At 45.7% G+C, this 25424-nt stretch carries 25 protein-coding genes and 1 riboswitch; of the genes, 6 read left to right on the forward strand and 19 right to left on the reverse strand.

The annotated features are described in order from the left end of the window. Positions 1 to 71: 71 nt before the first annotated feature. A complete protein-coding gene (locus ACTRXI_RS11840) occupies positions 72 to 1547 on the forward strand; it encodes a protein adenylyltransferase SelO (RefSeq protein ID WP_474262760.1) in 1476 nt (491 codons plus the stop codon). An 85-nt stretch (positions 1548 to 1632) separates the two neighbouring features. Here ACTRXI_RS11840 and ACTRXI_RS11845 read toward each other — a convergent pair whose 3' ends face one another. Then, a complete protein-coding gene (locus ACTRXI_RS11845) occupies positions 1633 to 2562 on the reverse strand; it encodes an AEC family transporter (RefSeq protein ID WP_474262762.1) in 930 nt (309 codons plus the stop codon). Positions 2563 to 2930: 368 nt separating this feature from the next. On the opposite strand from ACTRXI_RS11845, the gene ACTRXI_RS11850 reads away from it, so the two are divergent. Continuing rightward, complete coding sequence (locus ACTRXI_RS11850) at positions 2931 to 4517, forward strand: L-lactate permease (protein WP_474262764.1); 1587 nt, start codon at positions 2931 to 2933, stop codon at positions 4515 to 4517. 55 nt (positions 4518 to 4572) lie between these two features. Here the strand turns inward: ACTRXI_RS11850 and ACTRXI_RS11855 are convergent, their stop codons facing one another. The 3 genes from ACTRXI_RS11855 to ACTRXI_RS11865 form a co-directional block, all read right to left on the reverse strand. After that, positions 4573 to 5262, reverse strand: coding sequence for a C40 family peptidase (locus ACTRXI_RS11855; RefSeq protein ID WP_474262766.1), 690 nt, complete (start codon positions 5260 to 5262; stop codon positions 4573 to 4575). A gap of 513 nt (positions 5263 to 5775) precedes the next feature. Then, entirely contained in the window at positions 5776 to 6963 is a 1188-nt protein-coding gene (locus tag ACTRXI_RS11860; RefSeq protein ID WP_474262768.1) for an MFS transporter, read from the reverse strand. 119 nt (positions 6964 to 7082) lie between these two features. Continuing rightward, positions 7083 to 7721, reverse strand: coding sequence for an HD domain-containing protein (locus ACTRXI_RS11865; RefSeq protein WP_022794018.1), 639 nt, complete (start codon positions 7719 to 7721; stop codon positions 7083 to 7085). Positions 7722 to 7965: 244 nt separating this feature from the next. Between ACTRXI_RS11865 and ACTRXI_RS11870 the strand changes: the two genes are divergently transcribed. Further along, a complete protein-coding gene (locus ACTRXI_RS11870; RefSeq protein ID WP_474262770.1) occupies positions 7966 to 8619 on the forward strand; it encodes a TVP38/TMEM64 family protein in 654 nt (217 codons plus the stop codon). Positions 8620 to 8694: 75 nt separating this feature from the next. On the opposite strand, the gene ACTRXI_RS11875 is transcribed toward ACTRXI_RS11870, so the two are convergent. Both ACTRXI_RS11875 and mbcS read right to left on the reverse strand, forming a co-directional pair. Further along, a complete protein-coding gene (locus ACTRXI_RS11875; RefSeq protein ID WP_474262807.1) occupies positions 8695 to 10284 on the reverse strand; it encodes a solute:sodium symporter family transporter in 1590 nt (529 codons plus the stop codon). A 249-nt stretch (positions 10285 to 10533) separates the two neighbouring features. Next, positions 10534 to 12123 carry an acyl-CoA synthetase MbcS gene (gene mbcS, locus ACTRXI_RS11880; RefSeq protein WP_474262772.1) on the reverse strand — a complete coding sequence of 530 codons (1590 nt, stop codon included), beginning with the start codon at positions 12121 to 12123 and terminating at the stop codon, positions 10534 to 10536. A gap of 201 nt (positions 12124 to 12324) precedes the next feature. Here mbcS and ACTRXI_RS11885 point away from each other — a divergent pair, with 201 nt between their 5' ends. Beyond that, positions 12325 to 12672: a hypothetical protein gene (locus ACTRXI_RS11885; RefSeq protein ID WP_474262774.1), complete on the forward strand. Its 348-nt coding sequence runs from the start codon at positions 12325 to 12327 to the stop codon at positions 12670 to 12672. A 37-nt stretch (positions 12673 to 12709) separates the two neighbouring features. Here the strand turns inward: ACTRXI_RS11885 and ACTRXI_RS11890 are convergent, their stop codons facing one another. The 6 genes from ACTRXI_RS11890 to ACTRXI_RS11915 form a co-directional block, all read right to left on the reverse strand. Beyond that, entirely contained in the window at positions 12710 to 13075 is a 366-nt protein-coding gene (locus ACTRXI_RS11890) for a Rieske (2Fe-2S) protein (RefSeq protein WP_091614391.1), read from the reverse strand. Further along, positions 13075 to 14178: an amidohydrolase family protein gene (locus ACTRXI_RS11895; protein ID WP_474262776.1), complete on the reverse strand. Its 1104-nt coding sequence runs from the start codon at positions 14176 to 14178 to the stop codon at positions 13075 to 13077. The genes ACTRXI_RS11890 and ACTRXI_RS11895 overlap by 1 nt, the downstream gene beginning before the upstream one ends. A 231-nt stretch (positions 14179 to 14409) precedes the next feature. After that, complete coding sequence (locus ACTRXI_RS11900; protein WP_474262778.1) at positions 14410 to 14733, reverse strand: cupin domain-containing protein; 324 nt, start codon at positions 14731 to 14733, stop codon at positions 14410 to 14412. Positions 14734 to 14831: 98 nt separating this feature from the next. Continuing rightward, on the reverse strand, positions 14832 to 16046 hold the full coding sequence (gene hmpA, locus ACTRXI_RS11905; RefSeq protein ID WP_474262780.1) for an NO-inducible flavohemoprotein: 1215 nt from the start codon (positions 16044 to 16046) through the stop codon (positions 14832 to 14834). Positions 16047 to 16339: 293 nt separating this feature from the next. Beyond that, entirely contained in the window at positions 16340 to 16714 is a 375-nt protein-coding gene (locus ACTRXI_RS11910) for a DUF488 domain-containing protein (RefSeq protein ID WP_474262782.1), read from the reverse strand. Positions 16715 to 16732: 18 nt separating this feature from the next. Further along, complete coding sequence (locus ACTRXI_RS11915; RefSeq protein WP_474262785.1) at positions 16733 to 17434, reverse strand: aspartate/glutamate racemase family protein; 702 nt, start codon at positions 17432 to 17434, stop codon at positions 16733 to 16735. Positions 17435 to 17605: 171 nt separating this feature from the next. Here ACTRXI_RS11915 and ACTRXI_RS11920 point away from each other — a divergent pair, with 171 nt between their 5' ends. Beyond that, complete coding sequence (locus ACTRXI_RS11920) at positions 17606 to 18058, forward strand: flavodoxin domain-containing protein (protein WP_474262787.1); 453 nt, start codon at positions 17606 to 17608, stop codon at positions 18056 to 18058. 68 nt (positions 18059 to 18126) lie between these two features. Here ACTRXI_RS11920 and ACTRXI_RS11925 read toward each other — a convergent pair whose 3' ends face one another. The 6 genes from ACTRXI_RS11925 to ACTRXI_RS11950 form a co-directional block, all read right to left on the reverse strand. Continuing rightward, positions 18127 to 18885, reverse strand: a complete 759-nt coding sequence (locus tag ACTRXI_RS11925; RefSeq protein ID WP_474262789.1) for an energy-coupling factor transporter transmembrane component T family protein — start codon at positions 18883 to 18885, stop codon at positions 18127 to 18129. Then, entirely contained in the window at positions 18878 to 20542 is a 1665-nt protein-coding gene (locus ACTRXI_RS11930) for an ABC transporter ATP-binding protein (RefSeq protein ID WP_474262791.1), read from the reverse strand. Before ACTRXI_RS11930 ends, ACTRXI_RS11925 begins: the two co-directional genes overlap by 8 nt. Further along, positions 20539 to 21132 carry an ECF transporter S component gene (locus ACTRXI_RS11935; protein ID WP_474262793.1) on the reverse strand — a complete coding sequence of 198 codons (594 nt, stop codon included), beginning with the start codon at positions 21130 to 21132 and terminating at the stop codon, positions 20539 to 20541. Before ACTRXI_RS11935 ends, ACTRXI_RS11930 begins: the two co-directional genes overlap by 4 nt. After that, positions 21132 to 21827, reverse strand: coding sequence for a thiaminase II (gene tenA / locus ACTRXI_RS11940; protein WP_474262795.1), 696 nt, complete (start codon positions 21825 to 21827; stop codon positions 21132 to 21134). The genes ACTRXI_RS11935 and tenA overlap by 1 nt, the downstream gene beginning before the upstream one ends. A 137-nt stretch (positions 21828 to 21964) precedes the next feature. Continuing rightward, a riboswitch (TPP riboswitch) is annotated at positions 21965 to 22068 on the reverse strand. A gap of 134 nt (positions 22069 to 22202) precedes the next feature. Next, positions 22203 to 22763, reverse strand: a complete 561-nt coding sequence (locus ACTRXI_RS11945) for an NADPH-dependent FMN reductase (RefSeq protein ID WP_474262797.1) — start codon at positions 22761 to 22763, stop codon at positions 22203 to 22205. Positions 22764 to 22827: 64 nt separating this feature from the next. Then, positions 22828 to 24132 (reverse strand): DUF2254 domain-containing protein, encoded by a 1305-nt coding sequence (locus ACTRXI_RS11950; RefSeq protein ID WP_474262799.1) that lies wholly within the window; start codon positions 24130 to 24132, stop codon positions 22828 to 22830. Between the two features lie 117 nt (positions 24133 to 24249). Here ACTRXI_RS11950 and map point away from each other — a divergent pair, with 117 nt between their 5' ends. Then, positions 24250 to 25005: a type I methionyl aminopeptidase gene (gene map / locus ACTRXI_RS11955; RefSeq protein WP_474262801.1), complete on the forward strand. Its 756-nt coding sequence runs from the start codon at positions 24250 to 24252 to the stop codon at positions 25003 to 25005. A gap of 42 nt (positions 25006 to 25047) precedes the next feature. Here the strand turns inward: map and ACTRXI_RS11960 are convergent. Then, the coding region (locus ACTRXI_RS11960; RefSeq protein ID WP_474262803.1) for a YuzK family famiily protein at positions 25048 to 25424 on the reverse strand (377 nt) is incomplete at its 5' end.

Here is a 25424-nt window from a genome sequence, read left to right on the forward strand (position 1 = left end):
TACATTTTATAAATAATGATTTGTCCGATATAGCTTGCTGCGTTTTAAAAATATATTTTAAAGGAGTCTTTATGGCTGACAAAAATACTCTAAAACAAGCGGGCTGGCAGCTTGAACACAGCTATGCCTCCCTTCCGCACACCTTTTTCTCCAAAATCATCCCTGCTCCGGCTCAGAACCCGGAGCTGATTGTACTGAACGAACAGCTTGCTGACTCTCTCGGTCTCGACAGTGAGGCATTAAAAGAGGAGAAAGGCGTACAGGTACTTGCAGGCAGCGAAACGCCGGAAAACGGATTCCCCCTTGCCCAGGCTTACGCCGGTCATCAGTTTGGCCATTTTACGATGCTTGGGGACGGGCGTGCCCTGCTTCACGGAGAACAAATAACGCCGGATGGACGCAGAGTCGACATTCAGCTGAAAGGATCCGGCCGCACACCTTATTCACGCGGCGGTGATGGACGAGCCGCTCTCGGTCCAATGCTTCGCGAATATATTATCAGTGAAGCCATGCATGCTCTTGGCATACCGACTACCCGGAGCCTCGCCGTTGTTAAAACTGGTGAGCCTGTCTTTCGCGAAAGTGTACTGACCGGAGCGGTATTAACACGCACGGCCTCCAGTCATCTGCGCGTTGGCACGTTTGAATATGCTTTAAACCGCGGATCGATGAATGATCTAAAAGCCCTTGCCGACTATACGATCAGCCGGCACTATCCAGAAGTCAGGGAAACGGAACATCCGTACCTGATGCTGCTCCGGGAAGTTGTTACACGCCAGGCTTCCTTGATTGCCAAATGGCAGCTTGCCGGTTTCATTCACGGGGTAATGAACAGCGATAATATGGCACTCAGCGGCGAAACCATCGACTATGGTCCATGCGCGTTTATGAACAGCTATGACCCGAAGACCGTATTCAGTTCCATCGATGCGCGTGGCCGCTACGCTTACGGACGACAGCCGATTATGGCAGAGTGGAACCTTTCCCGTTTTGCCGAAGCCCTCGTGCCGCTAATTGACGAAAACCAGGAAAAAGCCGTCGAGCTCGCGCAGGCAGAAATTTCCCGTTTCCCTCAACAGTTTAATGAGTACTGGCTTCAGGGTATGCGTGCAAAACTCGGGCTTTTCACAGAAGAAACGGAAGACGAAGCACTTATTACAGACCTGCTCAACCTTATGCAGGAATACGAAGCAGATTACACGAATACCTTCCGGGCCCTCACCTTTAACAAGCTGGACGACTCCGGGCTGTTTACAGATAGCAGATTTACTTCCTGGCAGGAACAATGGCTGGAGCGTCTCGGTAGACAAAACGAATCTAAAGATGCTGTCCGCCAGCTGATGCGTGACCACAACCCGGCGGTAATTCCGCGGAATCATCATGTGGAAGAAGCACTTGAAGCTGCCGAAAAAAATGGAGATTACACTCTCATGAATCAGCTTATGGATGTACTTTCAGAGCCTTATGCCCACACCAGGGAGCAGGAAAAATATACGGCACCTCCGGCTCCCACGCTTGTACCGTACCGAACGTACTGCGGTACGTAGAGAGACGATGTGCAGTTAAAGGAATCCCCCGCTCACTGCTGAGCGGGGGATTCCTATTTTTAGTGTTCATGACCGTTTTACCATTTTACCCAAACCATACCTGCGATAAAAAGATGACAATGGAAACCGTCATTCCTCCAAGGATTGTAGAAATAAGCACGCTTTGAGCGGCATATTCCGGATAATTATCGTATTCGAGCGCAAACAGTGCGCTGTTTCTGGACATGGGAAACGAGCTTGCAATAAATAACGCCTGGGCAAGCGTTCCTTCAAGCTGCAGCAGCCAAATAATTCCTAAAGCGATAAGCGGGGCCCCCACTAATCGAAGGCCGATAGTAAAAAAGAAAACCGGGGATAAATGCTTCAGCTTCGGATATGCAATCTGTGCTCCCAGGACAAGAAGCGCGAGGGCCGTGAATCCGGCAGCAATCTGATTTAACACCTGCTCTGCTGCTTTTGGCAGTGAAAGATTAAATATGTAAAACACAAGACCAAGCGCTAAGGCATAAATCGTGGGCGTTTTAAATAACGGGGCCAGATTTTCCTTTATTCCTGTTTTCTGTGTGGTTGCAGAAGTAAAAACTCCATATGTAAACGTTAAAAAGTTTTGAAACATCAGTACAATAATCTGGATCGATACCCCAAGCGGGTTAGAAGCAAATACCAGCTGGCTGACCGGCAGCCCGAAGTTTCCTGAATTCATAAGTACTACACTGTTTTTAAATGTTGCGGTAAGCTTCGCATCCATACCAAACAACCTTGCACACACGCCGGCAAGCAGAGCCAGCAGGCAAAACTGGATCAGCAGAAAGGCACCAACTTCAAGCAATACAGACGAATCCACCTCCATCGCTGAAATATTTGTAAAAATAACGACCGGGAGAAACAGTCCCGTTAACAGCCTCGACAACGTATTGAGATGAAAATCGTATATTCGATGAAGTACTGCTCCGAGCAGCAGCAAAATAAAGATTGGAAGCATTATTTCGAGCATAATTAATGGCAAAAAAGACAAGAAAGCATCTCTCCCCGGCAACCGTTGGTATGAATAATTTTTTCATCTTATATCAATGTACTAATAATTCTATCCCTCAGCAATAAAAATGTTAAATTTATCCTCAAGTAAAATGAATATCATTCATCATATGAAACGGTCAAGCTTCATCCCTTTTTTATCAATTTTTAATCGCGACTATGACAGTATATTGTCTGATTTATGTCTGAAAAGCGACAAAAAATTTTCCACCTCTCCTAAGTCAGGATCTCCTATTGCATCCATTGATGAAAGCGTTTAATATAAAATCAAGACATCTGATGATCATATCTCCAAAACAAAGAATTCAATTTTTATTTTAACTTTCCCCACCTAAAGGAGACAAGTTTATGCTGATGCTCGTTGCCCTAAGCGCTGTCATTTTTCCATTTATTTTTCTCGTTTTGCTTCGCATGCCTGCCATTAAAGGAATGACTCTCAGTTCTGTTATTGTGCTCCTGCTTGCCGTTACCGTCTGGGGGATGGGGGGTCAGGTTATTCTTTCTTCTATTCTGCAGGGTGCCCATAAAACATTAACCATTCTGCTTATTTTATTTGGAGCGCTCGTACTGCTGAATACACTTCGGAAAAACGGAGCTGTAGACCGTATTAACCAGGGGTTTCAAAGTATTTCAAAGGATATGCGGGTGCAGCTGATCATTGTAGCTTTTCTGTTTGGCTCCCTGCTTGAAGGGGCTTCCGGCTTCGGCACTCCGGCAATGATTACCGCTCCGTTGATGCTTGCCCTGGGCTTTAAGCCGCTTGCTGCCGTATCTACAGCGCTTATAGCGGACAGTTCAGCTGTTGCTTTTGGAGCCGTCGGCACGCCCGTCATTGTAGGTCTCAGCACGCTTGATGCAGCGGGCCCTGCCTTTTTCCAGGAAGTTGGTATTACAGTTACATTAATTGATTTGTTCGGCGGCACCTTTATACCGTTTATTCTAATCGTGGTACTAACCCTGTTTTTTGGGAAAGGCAGAGGATTGAAGGATGCTTGGCCGATGCTTCCATGGACCTTGATGGTCGGAGCTGTATACACGTCGTCAGCATTATTATATGCGTTCCTGTTTGGCCCGGAGTTTGTTGCTATTTTGGGAGCGCTCACAGGACTAGCTGCTGCAGCATTCACCGCAAAAAAAGGAATTCTGCTTCCAAAAGATATCTGGACGGATGCCCTGCAGGACGACTTCGAGATCGATACTAAACAATCCGACATGAGTCTTCTTACCGCCTGGTCGCCGTACCTGATCGTGGTGGCCCTCCTGCTTTTAACAAGAATTGTCCCATGGCTGCGGGAGTTTACGACTACCGTTCTTGACCTTTCCTGGACTAACATTTTAGGGGTTGAAGGGGTAACTTCCAATTGGGAGCTGCTGTATTCTCCCGGAACCATTCTTACTATTACGGCACTGCTTGCAGTACTGATTCAAAGGCGTTCATTCAAAAATTTCACCGCTTCTTCAAAAGAAGCTCTTTCCACTATCAAAATTACCGGAATTACTTTATTTGCTACGCTTGTAATGGTGCATGTGTTCAGTAATTCCGGAATCAACACCAGCGATATTACCAGTATGCCGGAATATATCGCAGCCGGGATGGCAGCCGCTTTCGGTCCGATGTGGATTCTTGTCGCACCATTTCTCGGGGAACTTGGATCATTTATTACTGGAAGTGCCACCGTTTCCACTCTCACGTTCTCTCCTGTACAATACAGTATCGCCAATGCTACTGGAGTAGATGCCAGTGTCGTACTGGGGGCACAGCTTGTAGGCTCCGGTGCCGGAAACATGATTTGTATTCACAACGTGGTCGCTGCATGTGCAGTGGTTGGCATGGAGGGAAAAGAAGGCAGCGTTATCCGTAAAACGCTTGGTCCAGCTATTCTTTACGGGGTACTCGCTGGAGTTGGAGGATTTATTATAATGAATGTATTCTAATACAAAAAACAGGCATGACCCTTTAATAAGCGTCATGCCTGTTTTTATTCTTACTTTAAAGCTGGCCGGCTCCCATGTAACGTGGGCCCCAGTAAGAGCTGTCGAGACTCGAAGTAGTTACGCCTGTAGAAGAACCGGAATGAACAAATTCATTGTTACCTACGTAAATACCCGCGTGAGAAGCTCCGCCTCTCGTGTTAAAGAACACAACATCTCCTGGAGAAGGGCTGGAAACTTTCGAGCTTGCACTATACATACCTGAAACGGTCCTTGGAATACTTTCACCGTGCTTCTCGTAAACATAGTTGATAAAACCGCTGCAGTCAAAACCGCTTGGGGATGTGCCACCCCATACATAAGGTGACCCGATGTATTGCTTAGCCGTACTCGTAATACCGGAGCTGCTGCTTGTAGATACTCCCGCTACCTGTTCCGAAGAGCCTGATCCCATTAAAGAATCCTGCGTCGATGGACCGGCTACACCGTAATAATTGCCAGCCGGAGAAGAAATGCCGTGATCGGATTGATATTCTTTTACTGCGCTCAATGTTCTTGGACCAAATCGCGAGCCGGTATAGCCGTGGAAATACCCTTCATCCTTTAAGGTTTCCTGTAAATCGTTTACCGATGAATTAGTGTCACCGTAAGATAAGGATCCGTGATTATCGATTGACGCATCTGCTGCCTGCGGGGCACCAAATAGAACTCCTGCTGTAATTGCTGTTCCAAAAAGATATTTTTTCATTATAACGTTCACTCGTCGAAGTACCCATCACCGAAACTTGATTAAGTAGGTATTGTTTATTTTTCTTATATATTTACTTGCCTTTTTGCCACACGACTGGAGCAACAACGGCTGGTCACGACGGAGTGAAACTGCACCTCCATTAAGTAGTTTAAAGATTTTTTATGTGCGTTGAATCAGCGACTCAACATGACCGAGTATATCTGACCCAGCGTGGTTAAACAACGACATTAGGACATTTGTAATCTCATTTTAATAAAAGTAATATTTTATACATTAATTAGGTAAATAAAATTTAATATCTTTTTAAATACATAATAAATAATATTACTTTGGGAAAAAAGATTGATATGACACTTCATTAAAAGGTTCTACTCTGAAAAAGTCGGATATAAGTCGGCATATTCTTCATTTTTTAACCTTTATTTTTTAACAAATGGACTGGCCTGAATCAATACAAAAGAGCTGTCCCGGGTTTCACCGTAGACAGCCCTATCACTTTAATTCAAATGTTCACGCTGCGTTAGAAGATTCAGCTGCCTTCCTGCTTTCCATCCGGTGAAGCAGTACTGTAAGCAGAATACCGATGACAGAGAGCGCTGCCCCGCAGAGTGTCAGCACAAAAAACGTTGCTCCCGCGTTCAGTACAATTGTTCCCAGAGTAGCTCCGAGCGCATTCGCCAGGTTAAAGGCGGCTGCAGCTATTGTTCCGGCTAGAGAAGGGGCATGCTGCCCGGTAATCAGCAGCTTGGCATTTAACAGCGGCACTGTGCCAAACGCAAACATTCCAAGTAAAAAGCTTGCGATAAATAACGTGCCGATGACGCTGATCATTGGTATAAAGAAAACCAAAATGAGTGTTAAAAGCAGAAACGCAATACGCAGCCTGCTCGTTAAATGATTAAGCGGGATACGGCTCGAAAGAAAATTCCCGGCGACAGCCCCAGTACCAAACGCAAACAGCGCGAATGTCACCCCTATGACATCCACACCACCGATCTCACGCAGAATCGGTTCTTTGAACACATAGGTGGTAAAAACACCGGAGTAGCCGAGAATAACGATGGCAAGCGTCATAAGAAATGTCTTTTCTTTAAAGACGCCCAGTTCATATTTCACTTTTGGTATTTCGGTGGGCTTTTCATTTGGCAGGGTCAGCACAAGCCCAATTAGCGTAATTAATCCAAGAACAGCAATCATCCAAAATACAATTCTCCATTCCAGCACGCCGCCAAGATAAGATCCGAACGGCACCCCAAGCATAATCGATATAGTTAAGCCGCCCTGCACAGCAGCAATAGCCTGCCCTCTTTTCGACGGGGCCACAATATGGTGGGCCATCGCAAGACTGAGACCGAAAAACGGAGCGTGAATCGCCGCTGAAATCAGGCGCGCTACCACAAGCACAGTAAAAGAAGTGGCCACTGCTGCCAGTACGTTACTTAGTACAAAGACTGCCATACAGGAAATCAAAACCGGCTTGACCGGAAACTTCATCGTCGTAATACGAAAGATCGGTCCAAAGACTGCCACACTGATAGCGTACACACTGAGCAGAAGACCAGTAAGAGAAACAGGTACATTTAAATCGTTCGATAATTGAGTGACAAGACCAGTAATCACGTATTCAGTCATACCAATAGAAAAAGTTCCTATCATAAAAGCGATAATAATGGCCCGGTTCGTACGAAGAATACCCATCTTTGCCACCTCTCTTTTTTTTAACTATGAGAGACTATGGTAAAGCGTTTAACCTCAATTGTCCACCCCTATAAAAAATGCTGCCGTCGTAACGGCAGCACTGTTTGTTTATCACGATTTTATTCTTTCCACGGCGAATGCAGAACACATTCGCAAAAGTCAGGACTCTTATAATCCGGCATAAACCGCTCGCAAACGTCAGCTTTAATATTTCCAAATGTCGTCTCGGGTTTATGCTTGAACCCTTCGTAAAAAGCAGGAAGAATTTTTTCTTTAAAATTATTCCGCGGGTACGCGCTCACGACCTCTTCCCGTAATTTTTCAGGAAACTGATGGTATCCGTCCCCCATGACGTCAAGACCCACCCCTGAATATAGAAGGGAAACCTCAGACTCTTTATACTCTGCTACCCCAATTGTCGTATGCAGAGCGATAGCGTCCCATACAAGACGAATGGATTCATCCTCCATGTTATGCTGCTGCAGGAAGCTGCGTGCTGCATTGGCCCCGTCTACCTCAAACCGTTTATCAGGACTGCTGTACTGAGTCGTCAGCCCGAGATCATGGAACAATGCACTCACATATAACAGCTCCGAATCATACTTCAGTCCGGCTTCCCTTCCCTGAATTTCCCCGAAAAGATATGCACGGTTCGAGTGATTCCAAAGCAGTTCGGACCCGTATTCCCTCAATAGATCAGCTGCTTCTTTTGCTATTTTACTGTCAGGAATTTTTACTCCTGCTACACTATTTGCCATGTTCATTCATCCTCTCCTGTTTTTATGTTTATATGGCCGTTTTACTGGATTTCCCTTCTGGGGCTTCATGTATGCGTTATTTTAATAATTCATATATTGCTTTTCATTAATTGTCGTTGGTATGCATCCCCGCATGTTAAGCTGAAATAGTCTAAATTCGCAAAACAATCCCGCCCTAGACTCTTGTTTCACAAAAATTAACCTGTATAAACTGCCCCGCTTCTGCAGCCAAAGGAGGGAAAACGTGCGCTCAAGTATAAATATTATCAAAGGCTTTTTATTTATTGCTGCTTTGATCGGGCTGTACTACCTTTTCAACATCAGACTGAGCATTCGTCCAACCGAGATTCAGAACTTCATCACTTCGTTCGGATGGATTTCGCCTTTCGTTTTTCTACTTGCCTACACGCTGGGCCCTTTTATTTATTTTCCTTCCTCCCTTTTGTCCATTACTGCAAGTATCACTTACGGCATATGGCCTGGAGTACTTTATATATGGACAGGCGCCCTTGGCGGAGCAACGAGCGGGTATTTTATCGGACGTTTTATGGGAAAAACCATATTCAGCAAACATCAGATCCCCTGGAACCCCAGAATGAAATATTTGATGGAAAACCGTGGTTTTTTTGTAGTACTGGTGCTCCGTCTCGTCCCGCTGATGGGGTTCAGTATGCTAAGCTATTTGTCCGGTTTTTCTAAAATTAAATATTCGCATTTCATTTCCGCCACCATGATCGGTATCCTTCCCGGGATGATGATGTACGGCACGTTTGGGCAAAGTATTGTCTCCGGCAGCCGCCTTCTGCTTTGGATTGCCCTCGCTCTTCTTCTCATTTTGAGTACTGCCGGGTTTTTCCTCCGTAAGAAAATCAAAAGATGGCTCGGTATGCAGCCATGAAAAGGATGCTTCGTTTCAACATAAAAAAGCTGCAGCACCTCCGTGGGCCACAGCTTTCTTAATATCTATTTTGTATTAACCGGCGAGGCCGATAGGAGAGAAAAGCAGGTAGGTTACTACCACAGTAATAATGATAACTGCGCTCACCCATTTTCTGTGCTTCCACGGAGTCATATCAACCTTGTTGATATTTTCCTGGAACTCAAACGGCCTGTCGAGAGGCTTCAGACGGCTTACAAACCATAATACGAGAATATCGACAAAGAACAACACGCTGAAGGCGTACAGATAGTGAAAGTCCATGAACAGCCAAAAAATACTGTACAGCACAACGTGAGTAATAAATGTCACTTTTGCGGCAAAGGCGGTACCATACTTGAAATAGAATCCGAGTATGATAATGACGAGCAGCGGCATACTGTATAAACCGTTAAACGATTGAACAACGTTGTAAAGACCCGACGGAGCAAACGAAATCAGCGGAGCAATTAAAATAGCAATTAAAGCTACAATTACTGTAATGAACTTACCAGCCCGCGCCACCTGTCTGTCGCTTGCATCTTTTTTGATTAGCGGCTTATAAAAGTCCAGCGTAAACAGAGTAGCGGTTGCGTTCAACGCACCGACAAATGAACTTAAAATAGCTCCAAAAATGACTGCTGCAAAAATTCCTTCCACCGACGGCGGCAGTACTTCAGTAACTAGACGCGGATACGCGTTATCTGCTGTTCTAAGTTCACCGCCAAACAGATTAAACGCAATAATTCCTGGAAATACGAGAAACAATGCGCCGAATATTTTAAAGAAGCCTACATATAAAGCACCCTTCTGGCTTTCCTTTAAGTTTCTTCCTGCCAGCGCTTTTTGTACGATCATCTGGTTTGTGCACCAGAAAAACAAGTTATTAAAAAACATTCCTAAAAAGAGTGTCGGCCACGGGACATAAGAAGAATCAATAGCGCCAATAGAGTTTAATTTTTCAGGTGTATTGGCCTGAATTGTTTCCATTCCACGGAAAAAATTACCATCACCTAAGGCCATAAGACCAAGAACAGGAATAGTAAGTCCCCCGAGTAAAAGAGCAATCCCATAGACGGTATCACTGAAAGCGCTTAACCTCAAACCACCCATTAACAGGTAAAGAAGGCCAATAAGTCCTGTTAATCCAGCAATAAAAGCTACGGCTGTTAAGGGCTCTACACCGAGCAGCTGGTCAACTGCGAAAATCTGGTTGAAAACGAGTGAACCAGAGTACAATACCACAGGTAAAAAAGAGGTCATATAAGTGAAAATAAACAGAAAAGAAGCGATTCGTTTCGTTGTTTTATCGTATCTGGTTTCAATAAAATCTGTAACAGTATCCACACCGTATTTTAAGTATTTAGGGAGAAACACAAGTGCCAGTAATACAATCGCTATAGCTGAGGTTACCTCCCAGGCCATTACTTCCATACCGGAAGCGTAGCTTTGGCCGTTTTGCCCGACAATCTGTTCTGTGGACAAATTCGTCATAATAATTGTTCCGGCAATCGTAATACCCGTTAAACTTCTGCCGGCAAGAAAGTACCCTTCAGCGCTGTCCGTGTTAACTGAGCGGCTTCGGGTAAAAGCAAAAAGCCAAATTGCCCCGACGATAATAATAAATGTAATAAGAGATAAAATAATAAGCCCCCCCTTTAATCATATGCTTACACCGTATTTTTAAAATTGAAACAATTGTTATTATTTTTGTTTCAATTCGTTCCCCTCGGCGGGGTTGTTTTTATTCTAACCGAAAACATCAGTAAGGTAAACGCTTTCCTAAAAATATTTTTACTTTTCCCTTAATTTTATATATTTACGAAACAGGTTTCGCAAATATATAAAACTGCCCTGCAGCATATGCTGCAGGGCAGTCAATTCAGGCTGTTTCAGCTATTGCTCTTTATTCGCCTTTGCGAGCTCCTGTTCGCGGAGTTCTACGCGGCGGATTTTTGCAGAGCTTGTCTTTGGCAGTGAGTCAACAAACTCAATGCGGCGTGGATATTTATACGGAGCAGTCATTTCCTTTACGTGATTCTGCAGTTCCTTCGTTAAATCTTCTTCATTTTCCACCTGGCCGTTAGGCACGATAAACGCCTTCACGACGTTGCCCCGGATATCATCCGGGCTTGCCACAGCGGCACATTCTTTGACAGATGGGTGTTTTGTAAGTGCATCCTCTACTTCAAACGGTCCGATCGTATACCCTGAACTGATAATAATGTCATCACTGCGTCCCTGGAACCAGTAATAATTATCTTCATCCTTCATTGCCCTGTCGCCAGTTAAAAAGTAATCACCCTGATAGGAATCACTTGTACGTTCAGACTCTCTGTAATAGCCCTGAAACAGCGATGGAAGATTACGGTGCACAGCGATATTGCCAATTTCATTAGCCTTCGCAGGATTTCCGTCTTCATCCACTATTTCAATAAACTGTTCGATCATTGGTTTGCCCATGGAACCTATTTTTTCAGGAACGCCCTTTAACGTTCCGATAAGCAGCGTGCTTTCTGTCTGACCGTAACCGTCGCGAACCGGCAAATTAAACTTGTCACGGAACACTTGAATGACTTCTTCATTCAACGGCTCTCCTGCAGATACTGCGCTGTGCATCGCTGAAAGATCATACTTTTCGAGACCTTCAATTTTAGCCATGAGCCGGTACTCTGTCGGCGTGCAGCAAAGCACGTTTACTTTTTCATCCTGAAGCAGCTGCAGATACGTCTCCGGATCAAAACGGCCGTTGTAGGCAAACCCGGTGGCACCCTGGCCGAGTACAGATAAAAACGGGCTCCAGACCCATTTCTGCCAGCCTGGTCCGGCGGTAGCCCATACAACATCATTTTCGTGAATGTCGAGCCACTCATCTGCCGCTACCCGCAGATGAGCATATGCCCATCCATGACTGTGCACGACAGCTTTTGGTTTACCTGTCGTTCCTGAAGTGTACGGAAGAAAGGCAGTGTCATCACGGTGGGTCTGTACAATATTAAAGCTTTGGGATTCTTCTGCTGCCATCGTTTCAATTTCTTTCCATCCTTCTTTACTTCCCCCGATCATCAGCTTATGCTCGAGTGTCTCCGGCACAGGATCCATCCGGTCAATTTCCTCTGCGTACGGAGCATACGAAATAATCGCGCGGGAACCGGAATGGTCGGCCCGATACTTAATATCGTCCGCCCGGAGCATTTCTGACGAAGGAATAATCACAAGGCCTGCTTTCAGGCACGCGTAATAAGTAACATAGGCTTCCACGAGACGTGGCACCATGACAAGCACCTTGTCTCCTTTGGAAAGTCCAAGGCCGGTTAGGACGTTGGCGTACTGATTGGCCTGCTGGATCAGTTCGTGATATGTAACCTCGCGGCGGCTGCCTTTATCGTCCTGCCATTTCAATGCCAGACGGTCTGAATCATAGCGTTCCATTTCTTCGATTAAATTGTAGGTTTCATTTGGTGTCAGCTGATTTGCATCAATCATAATCACATATCTCCCTTACCACTATTTTATCTTTTTCTATCATATGTGCCACAGCAGTGTATGTCTACTTATACGCCTAAAGAAATCTGATTATTTCAATTACAATTTTATTTTTTTTATGTTTGTGGAAAGAAGGAAACGGTTATAGCATGAGAGGAACGTTTTTGTACGGTAACTATCATTGATTTGGAAGTAGAAAGGATGAATGACACGATGAACATTATTATCAGCAAACCTAATGAGGAAATTGAAGTCCGCGAAGTAGAGGGACAAAATGATATCTACAGTATCATGGGCAATGACGCCATCATGCTCGAAATGATTCCGGAGCTTGATATTTATGCGCTTGCGAACGAAAATCAGTATGAAGAAGCAGATTATAAAGTAGAATCCAAGCAGTTCGGGGATCTTACGAATAAATACTCTCTTACCGGAACGTCCGTTATATTAACGTTAGACGCTGCCGGCAATTACGCTGAGTTGAACGATGAGCAGATTGAAGCTGTCCGCCAGCTGCAGGAAGTCCGCGGAGGCAATTTAAACAGCTAATTATTTTTCAATAAAATATCAATAAAAAAAGAGAGGCTCACGAGCCTCTCTTTAGTTCTACATATACATAGCTGTCTTCTACATAAGCAGAAAATTCTTTTAGTTTACCTTTTACCGGCGCAAGCGGCTTGCCGCTTTCCCGCAGATTGTATTCCCTTCCATGCCACGGGCACCGGACGATGTCTCCTTCATGTTCAAATGAATATTCACCAGGTGCGGTGCTCATAGGAGCACCGTCAATTTTGCCTTTCGACATGCAGGCTCCCTGGTGAGGGCACCGGTCGATAAACGCCCTGACTTCTCCCTCGGACGTCCTACAGACAAAAACCGGGATATTATCCACGCTCCCCGGAATCATTTCCTGCTTTTCCAACTCCTCTTCCCTGCATATAACGGCTGCCATCAGACAGCACCCCGAGCCGGCAGTTTCGGATAGAATTTTCTGGCATTTTCGCCGTAGATACGCTCAAGCACATCATCTTTAAGTCCTTTAGGCACGGCTTCATCCGGTGAATCGTAATCCCAGTGCGGGTAATCCGTACTAAAACAGATGATTTCATCGGTCCCCATCTGCTCTACTAAGAGATTCCATTCTTTTTTGCTCATTTCTTCAAGCGGCTGGGTCGTAAATGCCATCCGGTTTTTTATCGTATCACTCGGCATCGTTGTTACCCACGGCACTTCGTGGCGAAGATCCTTAAACTGCTGATCAAGTTTCTTCATTAAAAACGGCACGTACGTGAAGCCGCCCTCAATCATCATCAGCTTCAGGTTTGGATATTTCTCAAACACCCCGTTGAAAATCATGCTCGTAATCTGTGCCATGTGGGAAGTTGCAATTAAAGAATGCCATTCAATAAAGTATCTTGGCCATTTGCCGAGCGGGGCAGGCGGTTCGTTATGGTGCATGCCGATCATCAGGTCATGGCGCTCAGCTGCTTCGAATATTGGATGGTAGTAAGGATCCCCCCATGCAATATCATCAATGGGCAAAAGCACCTGAATCATTTTTGGGTGAGAGCCGACGCGTTCGATTTCTTTCACTGCGTTCGCTACTTCCTGGGCTGCAATGTGAACGGAGCCGTACAGGCGGCTGTCTTTATCAAGCCAGTCATTGATCTGCCAGTCGTTATAGGCACTGGCAAGGGCCGTGGCCATTTCGTACCATCCGTGCATGGAAGACGGAGATGGATCAAGTGCTCCGGTTAAAATACCGAATTCGTGATTGTTGGCATCAAGCAGCTGCTCCTGCATAAACGGAAGGCTTGTGCCCGCTGGTTTTCCGTCCGGCGTTTTTGCGTCAGCCCGGTCCACTCCAGCCACGGCGGGCTGAGTAAATGGCATATGTTTTTCCTGCTGCCAGTGGCAGTCTTCAATATACCTTCTCCACGGCTGCTCTAAGTATGGAAACAAATCTTCATACATTACCCGTTCGTGAATATCAGTGTCGATCAGGCTGTACTTTTTTGTTCGGTTAGTTTTAGCTTCATTGTTTAAAGTCTGCATAAATCAGCATCCTTCCTTTCATCTGCTTTCTAACCGTACCAGATTCGTCCTGGAATAAACAAAGCTCCCTAGAAGTCGTCCGCCTCTGTAAGCTGTGACAGTGAATGTCAGTGAGCATCAGTGAACGTCAGTAGCAGTTTTTCAGTATCTAACGATTTACTTACTAATCTGCTACCTATCACTGGCAGGAAGGATACTAATATTTATTGCAGAGATAATTTTTGGCAGATGCTAATTTTCTTCGATATATACTAGTGTGACATATATGCTCAAATTGGAATCACTGTTATTTTCAAACCCTATTTTTTCTGTAGGCCCGCATTGAATAAGGTCACCCTCCCTCACGGGGAAATTCTCATCCTCTGTATAACATAGCCCTTCCCCGCTCACGACTAATGCAAATGTTTGAGTGAAGGGATGATCATGGAGAGGAAGGCTTTGACCAGGCGAAAAATTAAATACCACAGCTTTGCAGTTGTTCTTTTTAAAAACAACTTCATTTGCCATTCGGTCTTCGCTGAAAGGAGCTAATTGTGTAAGACTCTGGATTTTCATATTTTTCATCCTTTCTTCTATTAAATTTAAAAACAGCTGCGGCATATCTATTTAGATTCTGCCGCAGCTGCTGAACCAGTTTTATCTCTGGGTTTTAATTATTCAATCGTGCTTTCCGGCCCGAAAACTTCATAATGGCGACGTTCTGCCGGCACTCCTCTATCCTTTAAAATTCCGTTAACTACTTGCATAAAAGGCGTCGGACCGCAGAAATAAAAATCTGCCTGTTCGTCAGGAAGGACGGTTTCCAGCCACGGGGCATCAATATACCCTTCTTTATCAAACATTTCGTTCGAACGGTCTTCCTCTGTCGGTTCGGAATAACAGGTATAGGCCTCAATGTTTGAATACGTATCTGCGAGCTGCTCCACATGTGCTTTCATGGCATGAACCTTACTGCTGTCAGCGGCATGAATAAACGTTACGTTTCGTTTCGTATCTTCCTGCACGAGTGTATTCAGCATACTCATCATCGGGGTTACTCCGACGCCGCCGCTGATTAGTACAATTGGCATTTCCTCTGTTTCCATCACAAACTCTCCTGCCGGTGCTGCGAACAGCAGTACATCTCCTTCTTTTACGTCCCGGTGCAGATAATTCGACACAATACCGGCCGGGTTTCCGTCCTCGGGGTCCTCACGCTTTACGCTGATCCGGTAAAAATTTTCATTCGGAGCATCCGATAGACTGTAATGGCGCATATGGGTATAGGGTTCTCCTTCGATGTCTGCCTGCAGCGTTAAATACTGTCCCGGCTGCTGCGGTATAATCGCTCCACCGTCCTGCGGCTTTAAGTAAAATGAAGTGATAACATCGCTCTCCGGTACTTTTTCCGCTACATAAAACGGACGGTAGCCTGTCCACCCGCCGCGGGCGGCCTCTACTTCTTCGTACTTGACTGCTTCTTTTTGAATAAAGATATCGGCAAGCGCGTGATACGCTTCTCCCCAGGCATCCAGGATCTCCGGAGTTGCTGCGTCTCCGAGCACTTCCTCCACCGCTTCGAGCAGTGTTTCCCCTACTAACCCATAATGCTCCGGCCTGACATCCAGGGCCCGGTGTTTTTCCGCTATGCGTTCAATAGTAGGCCGAAGCTCTTCCAGGCGGTCAATATTCGCTCCTGCCTGGTAGACAGAATAAGCAAGAGCTTCCGGCTGTACGCCTGTTTCCTGGTTCGTCTGGTTAAACATATTCCGCAGTTCGGGTGCTTTTTCAAATAACATTTCATAAAAACGGTTGCCGATGGCAGCGGCGTTGGCCTGAATAGCCGGAGCTGTTGCTTTTACAGTTTCAATCGTTTGCGGTGCAAGCATCAAATTCCTCCAATGAAAACGTTTTTAATTTCTACAAAAAGTGTATTATAAATACATATTTAAATCTATACTTTTAGAAATACTTCATTAAACGTTCACATTCAGCTTTTATATACAAAATAACTCCGTTTCCACCTGGAAACGGAGTACTGTATATTTATTTGGCGCATTCAAAGCAGTACAGCCGGCCGTACTCATGAACCCCTTCCATAAAGCCGTCCCGGCAGTAAATTTCTTTGCCACATTCACTGCATTGGCCCAGATACTCCTCCATCGTTGTCACCTCTTCTTCGTTAAGAATCCTTCGGCTGACGGTCAAGAATTTCTTTTAAGACACGGGCATGATTATACGTTTCTTCCTTCGCGGCAAACACGAGCGTCAACTGCTTATTCTGCTCACGTACGGTCTCTTTTAACTGATCGAGAGCTTCAGCCTGTTCGTTATTCTGTTGAAGCTCCTGCTTATACTTCTCTTTGAATGCGTCAAATTTCTCCGGATCGTGGGAGAACCATTGCCGCAGCTCTTTTGAAGGAGCAACGTCCCTGCTCCATTTATCCACTTTAGCTTTTTCCTTTGCTATTCCCCTCGGCCACACGCCGTCGACTAAAATCCGATACCCGTCTTTTTTCTCCGGGTCTTCATAAATTCTTTTCAATTGAATGGCCATCGTTGCCCTCCTTCTGCTTTATTTTTCTTCAAACATAAAGTCTACGACCTTGTTGACGTGCACCTGCATTGTATCTAAAAACGGAATCGAAAAATCTTCTTCAGAAAGAATCATCGGCAGTTCAGTGCAGCCAAGAATCAAGGTATCAAGCCCATGTTGTTCGATCATTTCCCCGGTGATCCGCTCAAATTCTTTTTTCGTCTCAGGATTTACGATACCATTTTCGAGCTCACTGACAATTTTTTCGTGTAAATACTGCTGTGTACTTTCAGCTGGCACATAAATATTCTTTCCATTCGCTTCGAACGGCTTCTTAAAAAAATTCTTTTCCATCGTAAACTTTGTGCCCAGCAGCCCAATGTTTTCGGCGCCCTGATTTTCTGCTGCTTCCACCGCGGCGTCCACGATGCTGAGCATCGGCACCTCGACCTGCTTCTGCACTTCATCGAATACAAGGTGCGGAGTGTTGGCTGCAATAATGATTCCATCAACGTCGAGCAGTTCAAGCTTACGGGCAGCGTTGCCCAGATATTCGATCAGATCGTCCATTCGTTCTTCCGAAATATACGTAAAAATGTTGTACATATTAATGCTATTAATGTACAATTCCGGAAGCACCTGAAGACTATTCTTCTTTTCCTGATACTTTTTAATGATGGATTGATAATATTCCACTGTCGATTCCGGACCGAGGCCGCCGATAATACCTATCTGTTTCATTTTTTCTCCTCCTTCATTAAAGCGTTAATATATATTACCAATATATATTTTAACATATTTAGTGTGCACCTCTATTCACCAGGATGATTGCACAATCCGGCCGCCGAATATATAATAAGTATATTAAATATGTATTTTATGCACGAGCCTATAAAAGAAAGGAATGGACATATGCGAATACTTTTGTTCTATTCCACAATGACTGGAAATACTGAAGACATGGCTATTGATACGGAAGAAGAGCTCATCAACCGCGGGCACGAAGTAGAGCTGATGGATATGATCGCCGATGGCCTTCCAAACGAAGACCCCCTCCCTCACGATCTGCTCATTATGGGTACGTATACGTGGGGTGAAGGTGATATCCCCGAAGAAACGGAAGATTTTCTTGAAGATCTTTTCGCCTATGATATTTCCGGCCTTTCGATTTCCATCTTCGGCTCCGGGGATCACGCGTATGAAAACTTCGCCGGAGCTGTGGATGAGATGATCGAGGAATTCCGCAAACATGGACATAAGGGTGAGATTCCCACCATGAAAGTCGATGTGGATGAAATGGATAACATTGCTGAAGATATTAAAAGCTATGTCGACAGCATCGAAGAAAAGTTTTTAGTGAAATAATGGTCAGCACGAATAACCCCGGGGGCCGTGAGCCTCCGGGGTTACCTTTAATTAATACAGCTGATCTGTCACGGCATTGGCATAAGAAAAACAAAAATCATAAACAATATAAACCCGGCACTGAACCATATGTCCGTTTTTTTATAATTCATCTGTACGTATTCCGTTCTTTCTCTGGAGCCGTCAAACCCTTTCGATTCCATTGCGAGCGCTGTTCTTTCTGCCTTTCGTACAGCCCCTGCCATCAATGGCACGGCCATCTCTTTCCACTCACGCATTTTAGGCTTTTTGCCCATCCCTCTGATTTGCCGGGCTCTCCGGATAACCGCCAGTTCCTCCCGCAGTTGGGGGAGAAAACGGTAGGCGGCCATCATTCCATAACCAATATTTGGAGGCATATGCCATTTTTGTATCAGGCTTATCACTAAACTCACGGGAGAGGTAGTGAGAACAAAAAGAAGCGACCAGGAGGCAAACACCATTGCCCGCAGACCGAGCGAGATCCCTGTTTGAATATTTTCAAGAGCAACCGGCATTTGGAATACGTAGAAAAGAACTGTGGGTCCTCTTTCGTCAGGAAAAACAACCTGAAGCCATATAAAGCTGAACCCAAAGAGCCCAAATGGAAGCATAAGTACGAGCAGCAGCTTTAACGGCACTTTTCCCAAAAAGGCGACGGCAGCAACCGTTAACAGCAAAACGGCAAGCGGGCGCCAAATATCATAAACGAAAATCATGCAGAAAAATACGGTGAAAAGACTTATCAGCTTCAGCGTTGGATGTACGTGCTGCAAAAAAGCGTTCCGAGTCTGGATTTCTTCAAGCATGGCTTACTGCTTTCTTTTTCTTTAAGCTCATAAGCTTTACTACCGGCGGGCGGACACCGATTTTAGCTAAATCCATACTCCCACTGAAAAATGCTTCCACGCCGTCATCACAGGCAAGTGTTCGTTCCGCCAGCGCCAAAACCCGTCCAGCTTTTGTATAGACCAGATCCATATCATGCGTCAGCCAGAGAACCGCTTTTCCACGTCGCCGGCACTGCTCAAGCACTTCAAATAAAGCATCGGTATTTCGCTTATCAAGACCAAACGCCGGCTCATCCAAAATTAATACGGACTGGTTGTTCGTTACCATGACTGCCACCGAAAGGCGCCTTTTTTCTCCCTGGCTGAGCTGAAATGGATGATTCTTTCGAATATGTCCGAGCTGAAATTGAATCAGCAGTTCATTTGTCTGCTGATCAATATCTTTTTCGCACCACCCTTCCATTTCCATTCCGTAGCGTATTTCTTTTTCCACGGTCTGTGCTACAAACTGATGCTCGGGCTGCTGAAAAACAATTCCGAAGGTTTTAGCAATTTCGTACGGCTTCAGACTGGCAATATCTTCTCCGTTAACATATATAGAGCCGCTTTTAAGAGATTCCCATCCAGTGAGGACACGTGCGAGCGTGCTCTTTCCTGCTCCGTTTGCACCGACTAGAGCAGTCATTTCCCCTGGGTACAGGGAAAAAGATACGTTTTCGAAAACCGTTTGCTCGCCATAGGCAAAGGCCGCCTGCTTCACCTCCAGAACAGGTGGTTCAAGTGAAGGAGCACTTATCTTTTTCGGCTGCGGCAGAGATGCAAGAACTGCTGCAGCGGAATAATCCGCTGCAAACCTTTCCCATTCCCCTAAAGTAATGGGAAGAGCAGATTTGGGATTCTCTGACTTTTTCAGTAATTTCTTTCCGGCTTCTGCAGGAGCCGGCAGCCATACTCCTTCTGCTTCGAGTACGGCTGCATGAGAATTGAATATACGTGCCGGGCTTCCATCCGCAGACACCTGGCCATCGTGGTTCAATACGATCACCCGGTCTACCCACTCCATTACTTCATTTAATTGATGCTCAATCAAAACCAGTGTTTTATCACTATCTGCTGCAATGCGGCCAAGAAGCGAAGCCACTGCTTGCCGGCTTACCGGATCGAGCTGGGAGAGCGGTTCATCCAGAATCCATATCCGCGGATTCACAGCAGCTAAACAGGAAACAGCTATTTTTTGCTTCATCCCGCCGGACAGTGTGTCGATACGGGCATCAATGCAGTGAAGCATATCTGTAAATTGTAAGGCTTCGTGCACGCGGGCCTCGATATCACCTGCAGGCACCCGCAGATTCTCAAGCGTGAATACAAGCTCTTCCCGCACGGTCGGCATGCAGAACTGGGTATCCGGGTCCTGGAACAAAAGCGCCGCCTGCCTGGCGGCCTCCGTAATACTTTTCACCGCCGGATTTTCCCCAAACACGCTCAGACCGCCCGAAACCTCCGCCTCCACAGAACGCGGAAGAATTCCCTGGATAGCGAGAGCAAGCGTACTTTTGCCTGAACCACTCGGACCGAGCAGCAGCACGTTTTCCCCAGTACATATTTCTGCTGAAAAACCTTCTATCGAAGGCTTAGCAAAAGGGTACGCAATGGTCAATTTGTCTGCGTAAATCATACAGCATCCTTCTGCTGGCCGAGACGGTATTGACGGCCAAGGGCGAAGCGGTCAAGCACTCCAGTCTTTACCAGCGCATCCGCAAAGCTTTTCCCTGCCCATCCGGCTAAAAGAGCGCCGCTTATAAGCATGGTTACCAGCATAAATACAACAACAGAACCTGCGTACTGGCTGAATCCATAAAGGACATACTGGGTTAAAAATGCAGCAAACGTTCCGGCCGACCCGGCAAGCATTAATACTGGCAGACGGAACACCCGGTAGAAAAACAGAGCGAAAATCAATTCTGCAGCGAGCCCCTGGGTGAAGCCGAGCACGAGCACTGCTCCTGCACTGACAGACCCCGCCATAACTTCAGTGCCGGCCGCAATAAGCTCTGAAAGCAGCGCCGCTCCCGGTTTTTGAACGATATAGGCACAAATCACAGGCGCAAGGATCCAGAAGCCCGCCATCAGGCCTCCTCCAACTGGACCGAAGATGCCGGTAACCATTTGTCCCAGCAGCACCCAAAGAAGATAAAGGACGCCGAGAACTGCTGAAATAAACGAGATGACGACAATATCCCGGAGGTTTAAGCGTTTGTTTATCATTAGACTTTTTCCCCGTCTGTTAACGTTCTGGCAAAGGGCCAGTCTTTTGCATAATAAGCGTCCTCAAAAAACATATACTCAAGCTGGCATCCTTCCATAAACAACGTCCGCCAGCGCTGTTTTTCTTCTTCTGTGACTGTTTCTGCCAGTTCATCGAGGCGGTCAATATATTTGTACATTTCCCGTTCCTCACGGTCCCCGTAAAAACGAATCCAGTCATTGAACGGATGGGTTTCGTCCGGCTGCACTTCCTCCATCAGCCTTTCACCCACATACAAATACACCCACGGGCAGGCAAGCGTTACCGCAATTACATCACCAAGTGTTCCTTTTTCGGCATGGTGCAGCATGTGAAGCACGTAATGCTGAGATACCGGAGCAAGCGCATAGCCCTGCAATTCCTCATAGCCCACGCCCGCCTGCTCACACAAATTATGATGCGGGTGCGTTTCGCTGTTTAAAACAAAATCAATGGTATCTTTAAACATAACCATGTCTTCTCTTGACGTACACTTTGTTACCCCAATTGCTTTTGCCTTGATCATGGCGTTTAAGTATTCAAAATCCTGCTTCACGTAATGGATAAGAGATGCTTTTGGGAGCTCCCCTTTCCCGATACCCTGTACAAACGGATTTCTCCAGCAGGCTTCAAAAATGTGCTCTGTGTCCTGCCATAAAAGCTCTGAAAATTTCATTGTAACTTCCTCCTTTAAATTAGGAGGGAACCACTACGGGCAGTCAGGACCAATGGGGTAAAAAAAGCCACTCCATTGGTGGAGTGGCTTAGAATAAACGTCCTCTATGGTAAAGCTTGTGCTTTTGAAATAGACGTATTCTGCCGTCTCCACTTTCCTACGCTGGCCTTAACCAGATCAGGTTCAAAGGGATTAAGGTTAGTCCTTATCTCAGCCGCTTTCGGCACCCCTAGTGGATTCCCTATTAAGTTGTCTACACTTTATCATATTATGTCAGGAAGTCAAAGGTGATTTTTATAATCCGCCTTCTCCCTCTGAGCAAAAATCTGCATTCAAAAACCCTGCAGGCCTATGCCAGCAGGGTTTTTCTGCATATTACGCGCGGTTCGCCACAGCCCGCGTTTCCTGATAAAAACGTTCGAATTCGGCTACGACATTATCAAGAAAATCAATCGTGCCCTGATCTGTTAAATCTCCGTTTTCATTCATTTTTTCATGGACGGCTCCGATCAGTACTTCATTTCCAGGCAGTACTTTTGCACTCATACCGGGAGCGCTCAGAATCTGTCGAAGATGCATCTGCGCTTTCACTGTGCCCAGGCCTCCAAGAGAAGCTCCTACAAGCATGGTTGGTTTGCCGGCAAAGTCGTAATCGACCCGGGAGTTCCAGTCAAGAGCATTTTTAAGCACGCCGGAAATCGAACCGTTATATTCCGGAGTGGCGATAAGCACGGCGTCCGCTTCACGTACAGAACGCTTGTATTCCTGCACATAGTCCGGAGCGTTGCTTTCCTCATCCTGATCATAGTGCGGAAGATCGCGGATATCTAAAATATCAATATCCATGATGTCACTGTAACGATCCTGCATGTACTCCACTAACTTTCCGTTAAATGATTCCTGGCGAATACTTCCTACGATAGCTGCTACTTTCATTTGAACTTTCATCCTTTCGTGTTGAACTTCATTTACATATCATACACGCACGTTACTGGCTGTTTCAAGTTATCTGCTTACTTTTTGTAAGTGCCTGATGCAGAGCTGTGTTCTTTTTCTGCACACGCTCCTCCCAGTATTCCCTGTCCCAGTCCGCAAGCTGTTCCGGAGCGACCGCCTGCTCCATGTAACGGGAAAATGAATCCACTTCCTTTAACACAGACGGATCTCCTGTTTTCACGAGCATCGTCAGTGCTTCCATGCAGGCTCCCATTACCGAAATATCTTCGTAACCGTACAATCTCACCTGATAAAAGCTTTTATATAAATACTCCCTAAAGGGTTTTACAGGCATGAATAACCGCAGCTCATTCTGATTGTCAGCGAAGTATTGGTCATTTTTGTGTTCATGGCTGAGTTCGGAAAGCAGTGCCCCAATACGGTTGATGCAGTTCGCTGCTGTGTGTGGATCATTGATTGCAGGCGAAATGGCCCGCAGCGCTATTTCTACAATTTTCTGCATGGAGAATTCAATGTCCTGAACATTGCTTCTCTCTTCTCCTACTAATAAAAAACTTCTCAATATTTTCGAGGATAAACTATGCTTTGACCAATAGCGAAATAAAGGCTCTCCCTGATGAACGTAGTCTCCTACCTGGAACAGGCATTCGACCACGGCTCCCTGCTGCCTGGCCCATTCAATCAGTTCAGGCATTTTCACCATATTGGTATACCCCGACCGTTCGGCATAAACGATTGCTTCTTCGTCATTTCGAAAATCATCGCTCCATTCGCTGAAGCTGTGCACCCCCGAATAAGTGTAGGCATCCCGGATCACCCTGGAGGCATCAGATCTTATATGGCTGATCAAATGATTCACCTGCAGCCACTGGGTGGAGTGATAAATAAAGATAATAAAAAAAGCCAGACAGCCAAGCGCCACAAGAACTGTCAGCATTGGCATCAAAATTTGGCTACTGCCTTCGCTCGAAAAAAGCAGCATATTTACCAGAGTAAATAATACCCCAAACGTAAATACCCCAAGTGTATGCTGCGTCGTCGGGCTTTTCATGAAATCCTGCAGAGCCCTTGGGGTAAACTGTGTGGCATACGTGGTCAGAACGACCATAATCGAAGAAAAACTTATGGTTGTCAACGTCAGCAATGCCGTCACTAATGCACTGTATAAAGAAGTAGCAGTGTTATTTTCCACGATCAGCATAGAAGGCATATTATTGTAAACCGGCCGCAGCACCTGCTGATCCATGATAGAAGCGCCTATTACTATTATTAAGCTAAGAATACCGTAGCATCCTGGAATAAACCAAAACTTGTCCCTGAGCTGTACATACCATTTCTGTTTTTTCATGATTTACCTCCATCTCTGTCCTGCAATCCCGCCATTATAAAGGAAATCATCAAACAATGCATTTCTTATACGAATGTTTTACAATAGTATTTGATACTGAATAAAAGGAGACAAATGATGGTAACGTTAAAGACAGAACGAGAGATTGAGCTTATGCATGAAGCAGGAAAAATTCTTGCCGCCTGCCATAAAGAAATCGCCAAAATGGTCAAACCAGGCGTCACTACAAAACAAATTGACGATTTTGTCGAAAAATTTCTGGCAGAACGCGGCGCAACTCCTGAACAAAAAGGGTTTCAGGGATACAAATATGCCACCTGCGCCTCGGTAAACGATGAAATCTGCCATGGTTTCCCAAGATCCCGCCCTCTTGAAAACGGTGACCTCGTTACAATCGATATGGTTGTAAATTTAAACGGAGCCCTGGCGGATTCCGCCTGGACCTATGCGGTTGGGGAAGTAAGCAGTGAACTCGAACGGCTGATGGAGGTTACAGAAGCATCTTTATATAAAGGTATTGAACAGGCCAAAGTCGGCAACCGGATCGGTGATATCGGACATGCGATTCAAACATATGTCGAACATGAAGGCTTCTCGGTCGTCCGGGATTTTACCGGGCACGGCATCGGGCCCACTCTCCACGAAGACCCGCAAATCCCTCATTTCGGTGCCCCCGGCAAAGGCGGCCGCTTAAAGCCGGGCCATGTTATTACGATCGAGCCAATGGTTAACACTGGCGGCTGGCAGAGCAAAATGACCTCCAACGGGTGGACCGCCACTACCCGGGACGGAGGCTATTCCGCCCAGTACGAGCATACCATTGCGATCACAAAAGAAGGCCCGGTTATTTTAACGGGCCAGGAAAGCGTATAAACGTCAAAAAGCGCGGCCTTTAGGGACCGCGCTTTTCATCACTTATAAATTTTCAATCTTATTGTCTTCATAGTCCTGCTGACGTGCTGCTTCGACCTGCATGATGTTTTCAATCGTGCGAACCGATTCCTCTACGCTCATGCTGTGAGACTGCTGCATCCCTTTGTCGATCATTTCAGTTGTGTTCAGTTGACTGTTTGTCAAAACAATAATGCCTCCTTTGAGTATGTTTACATAATAAACCATTTCCCAATACATTTCAACCGAAAATTTTATTTTTTCTGATAAATGAGAATAGTTATAAAGAAAAAAGAAGCCGGCTGGTTTATCCAGCCGGCTTCCCAGGCTGTCGAGAAAGTCTCCTTTCTCGGCAGTTTTTTTGTAGGCAAGCGCCCCGAAGGGTCGTATACTAAAAAGAA

It is taken from the genome of Marinococcus sp. LNHM4E3-1, assembly GCF_056034405.1.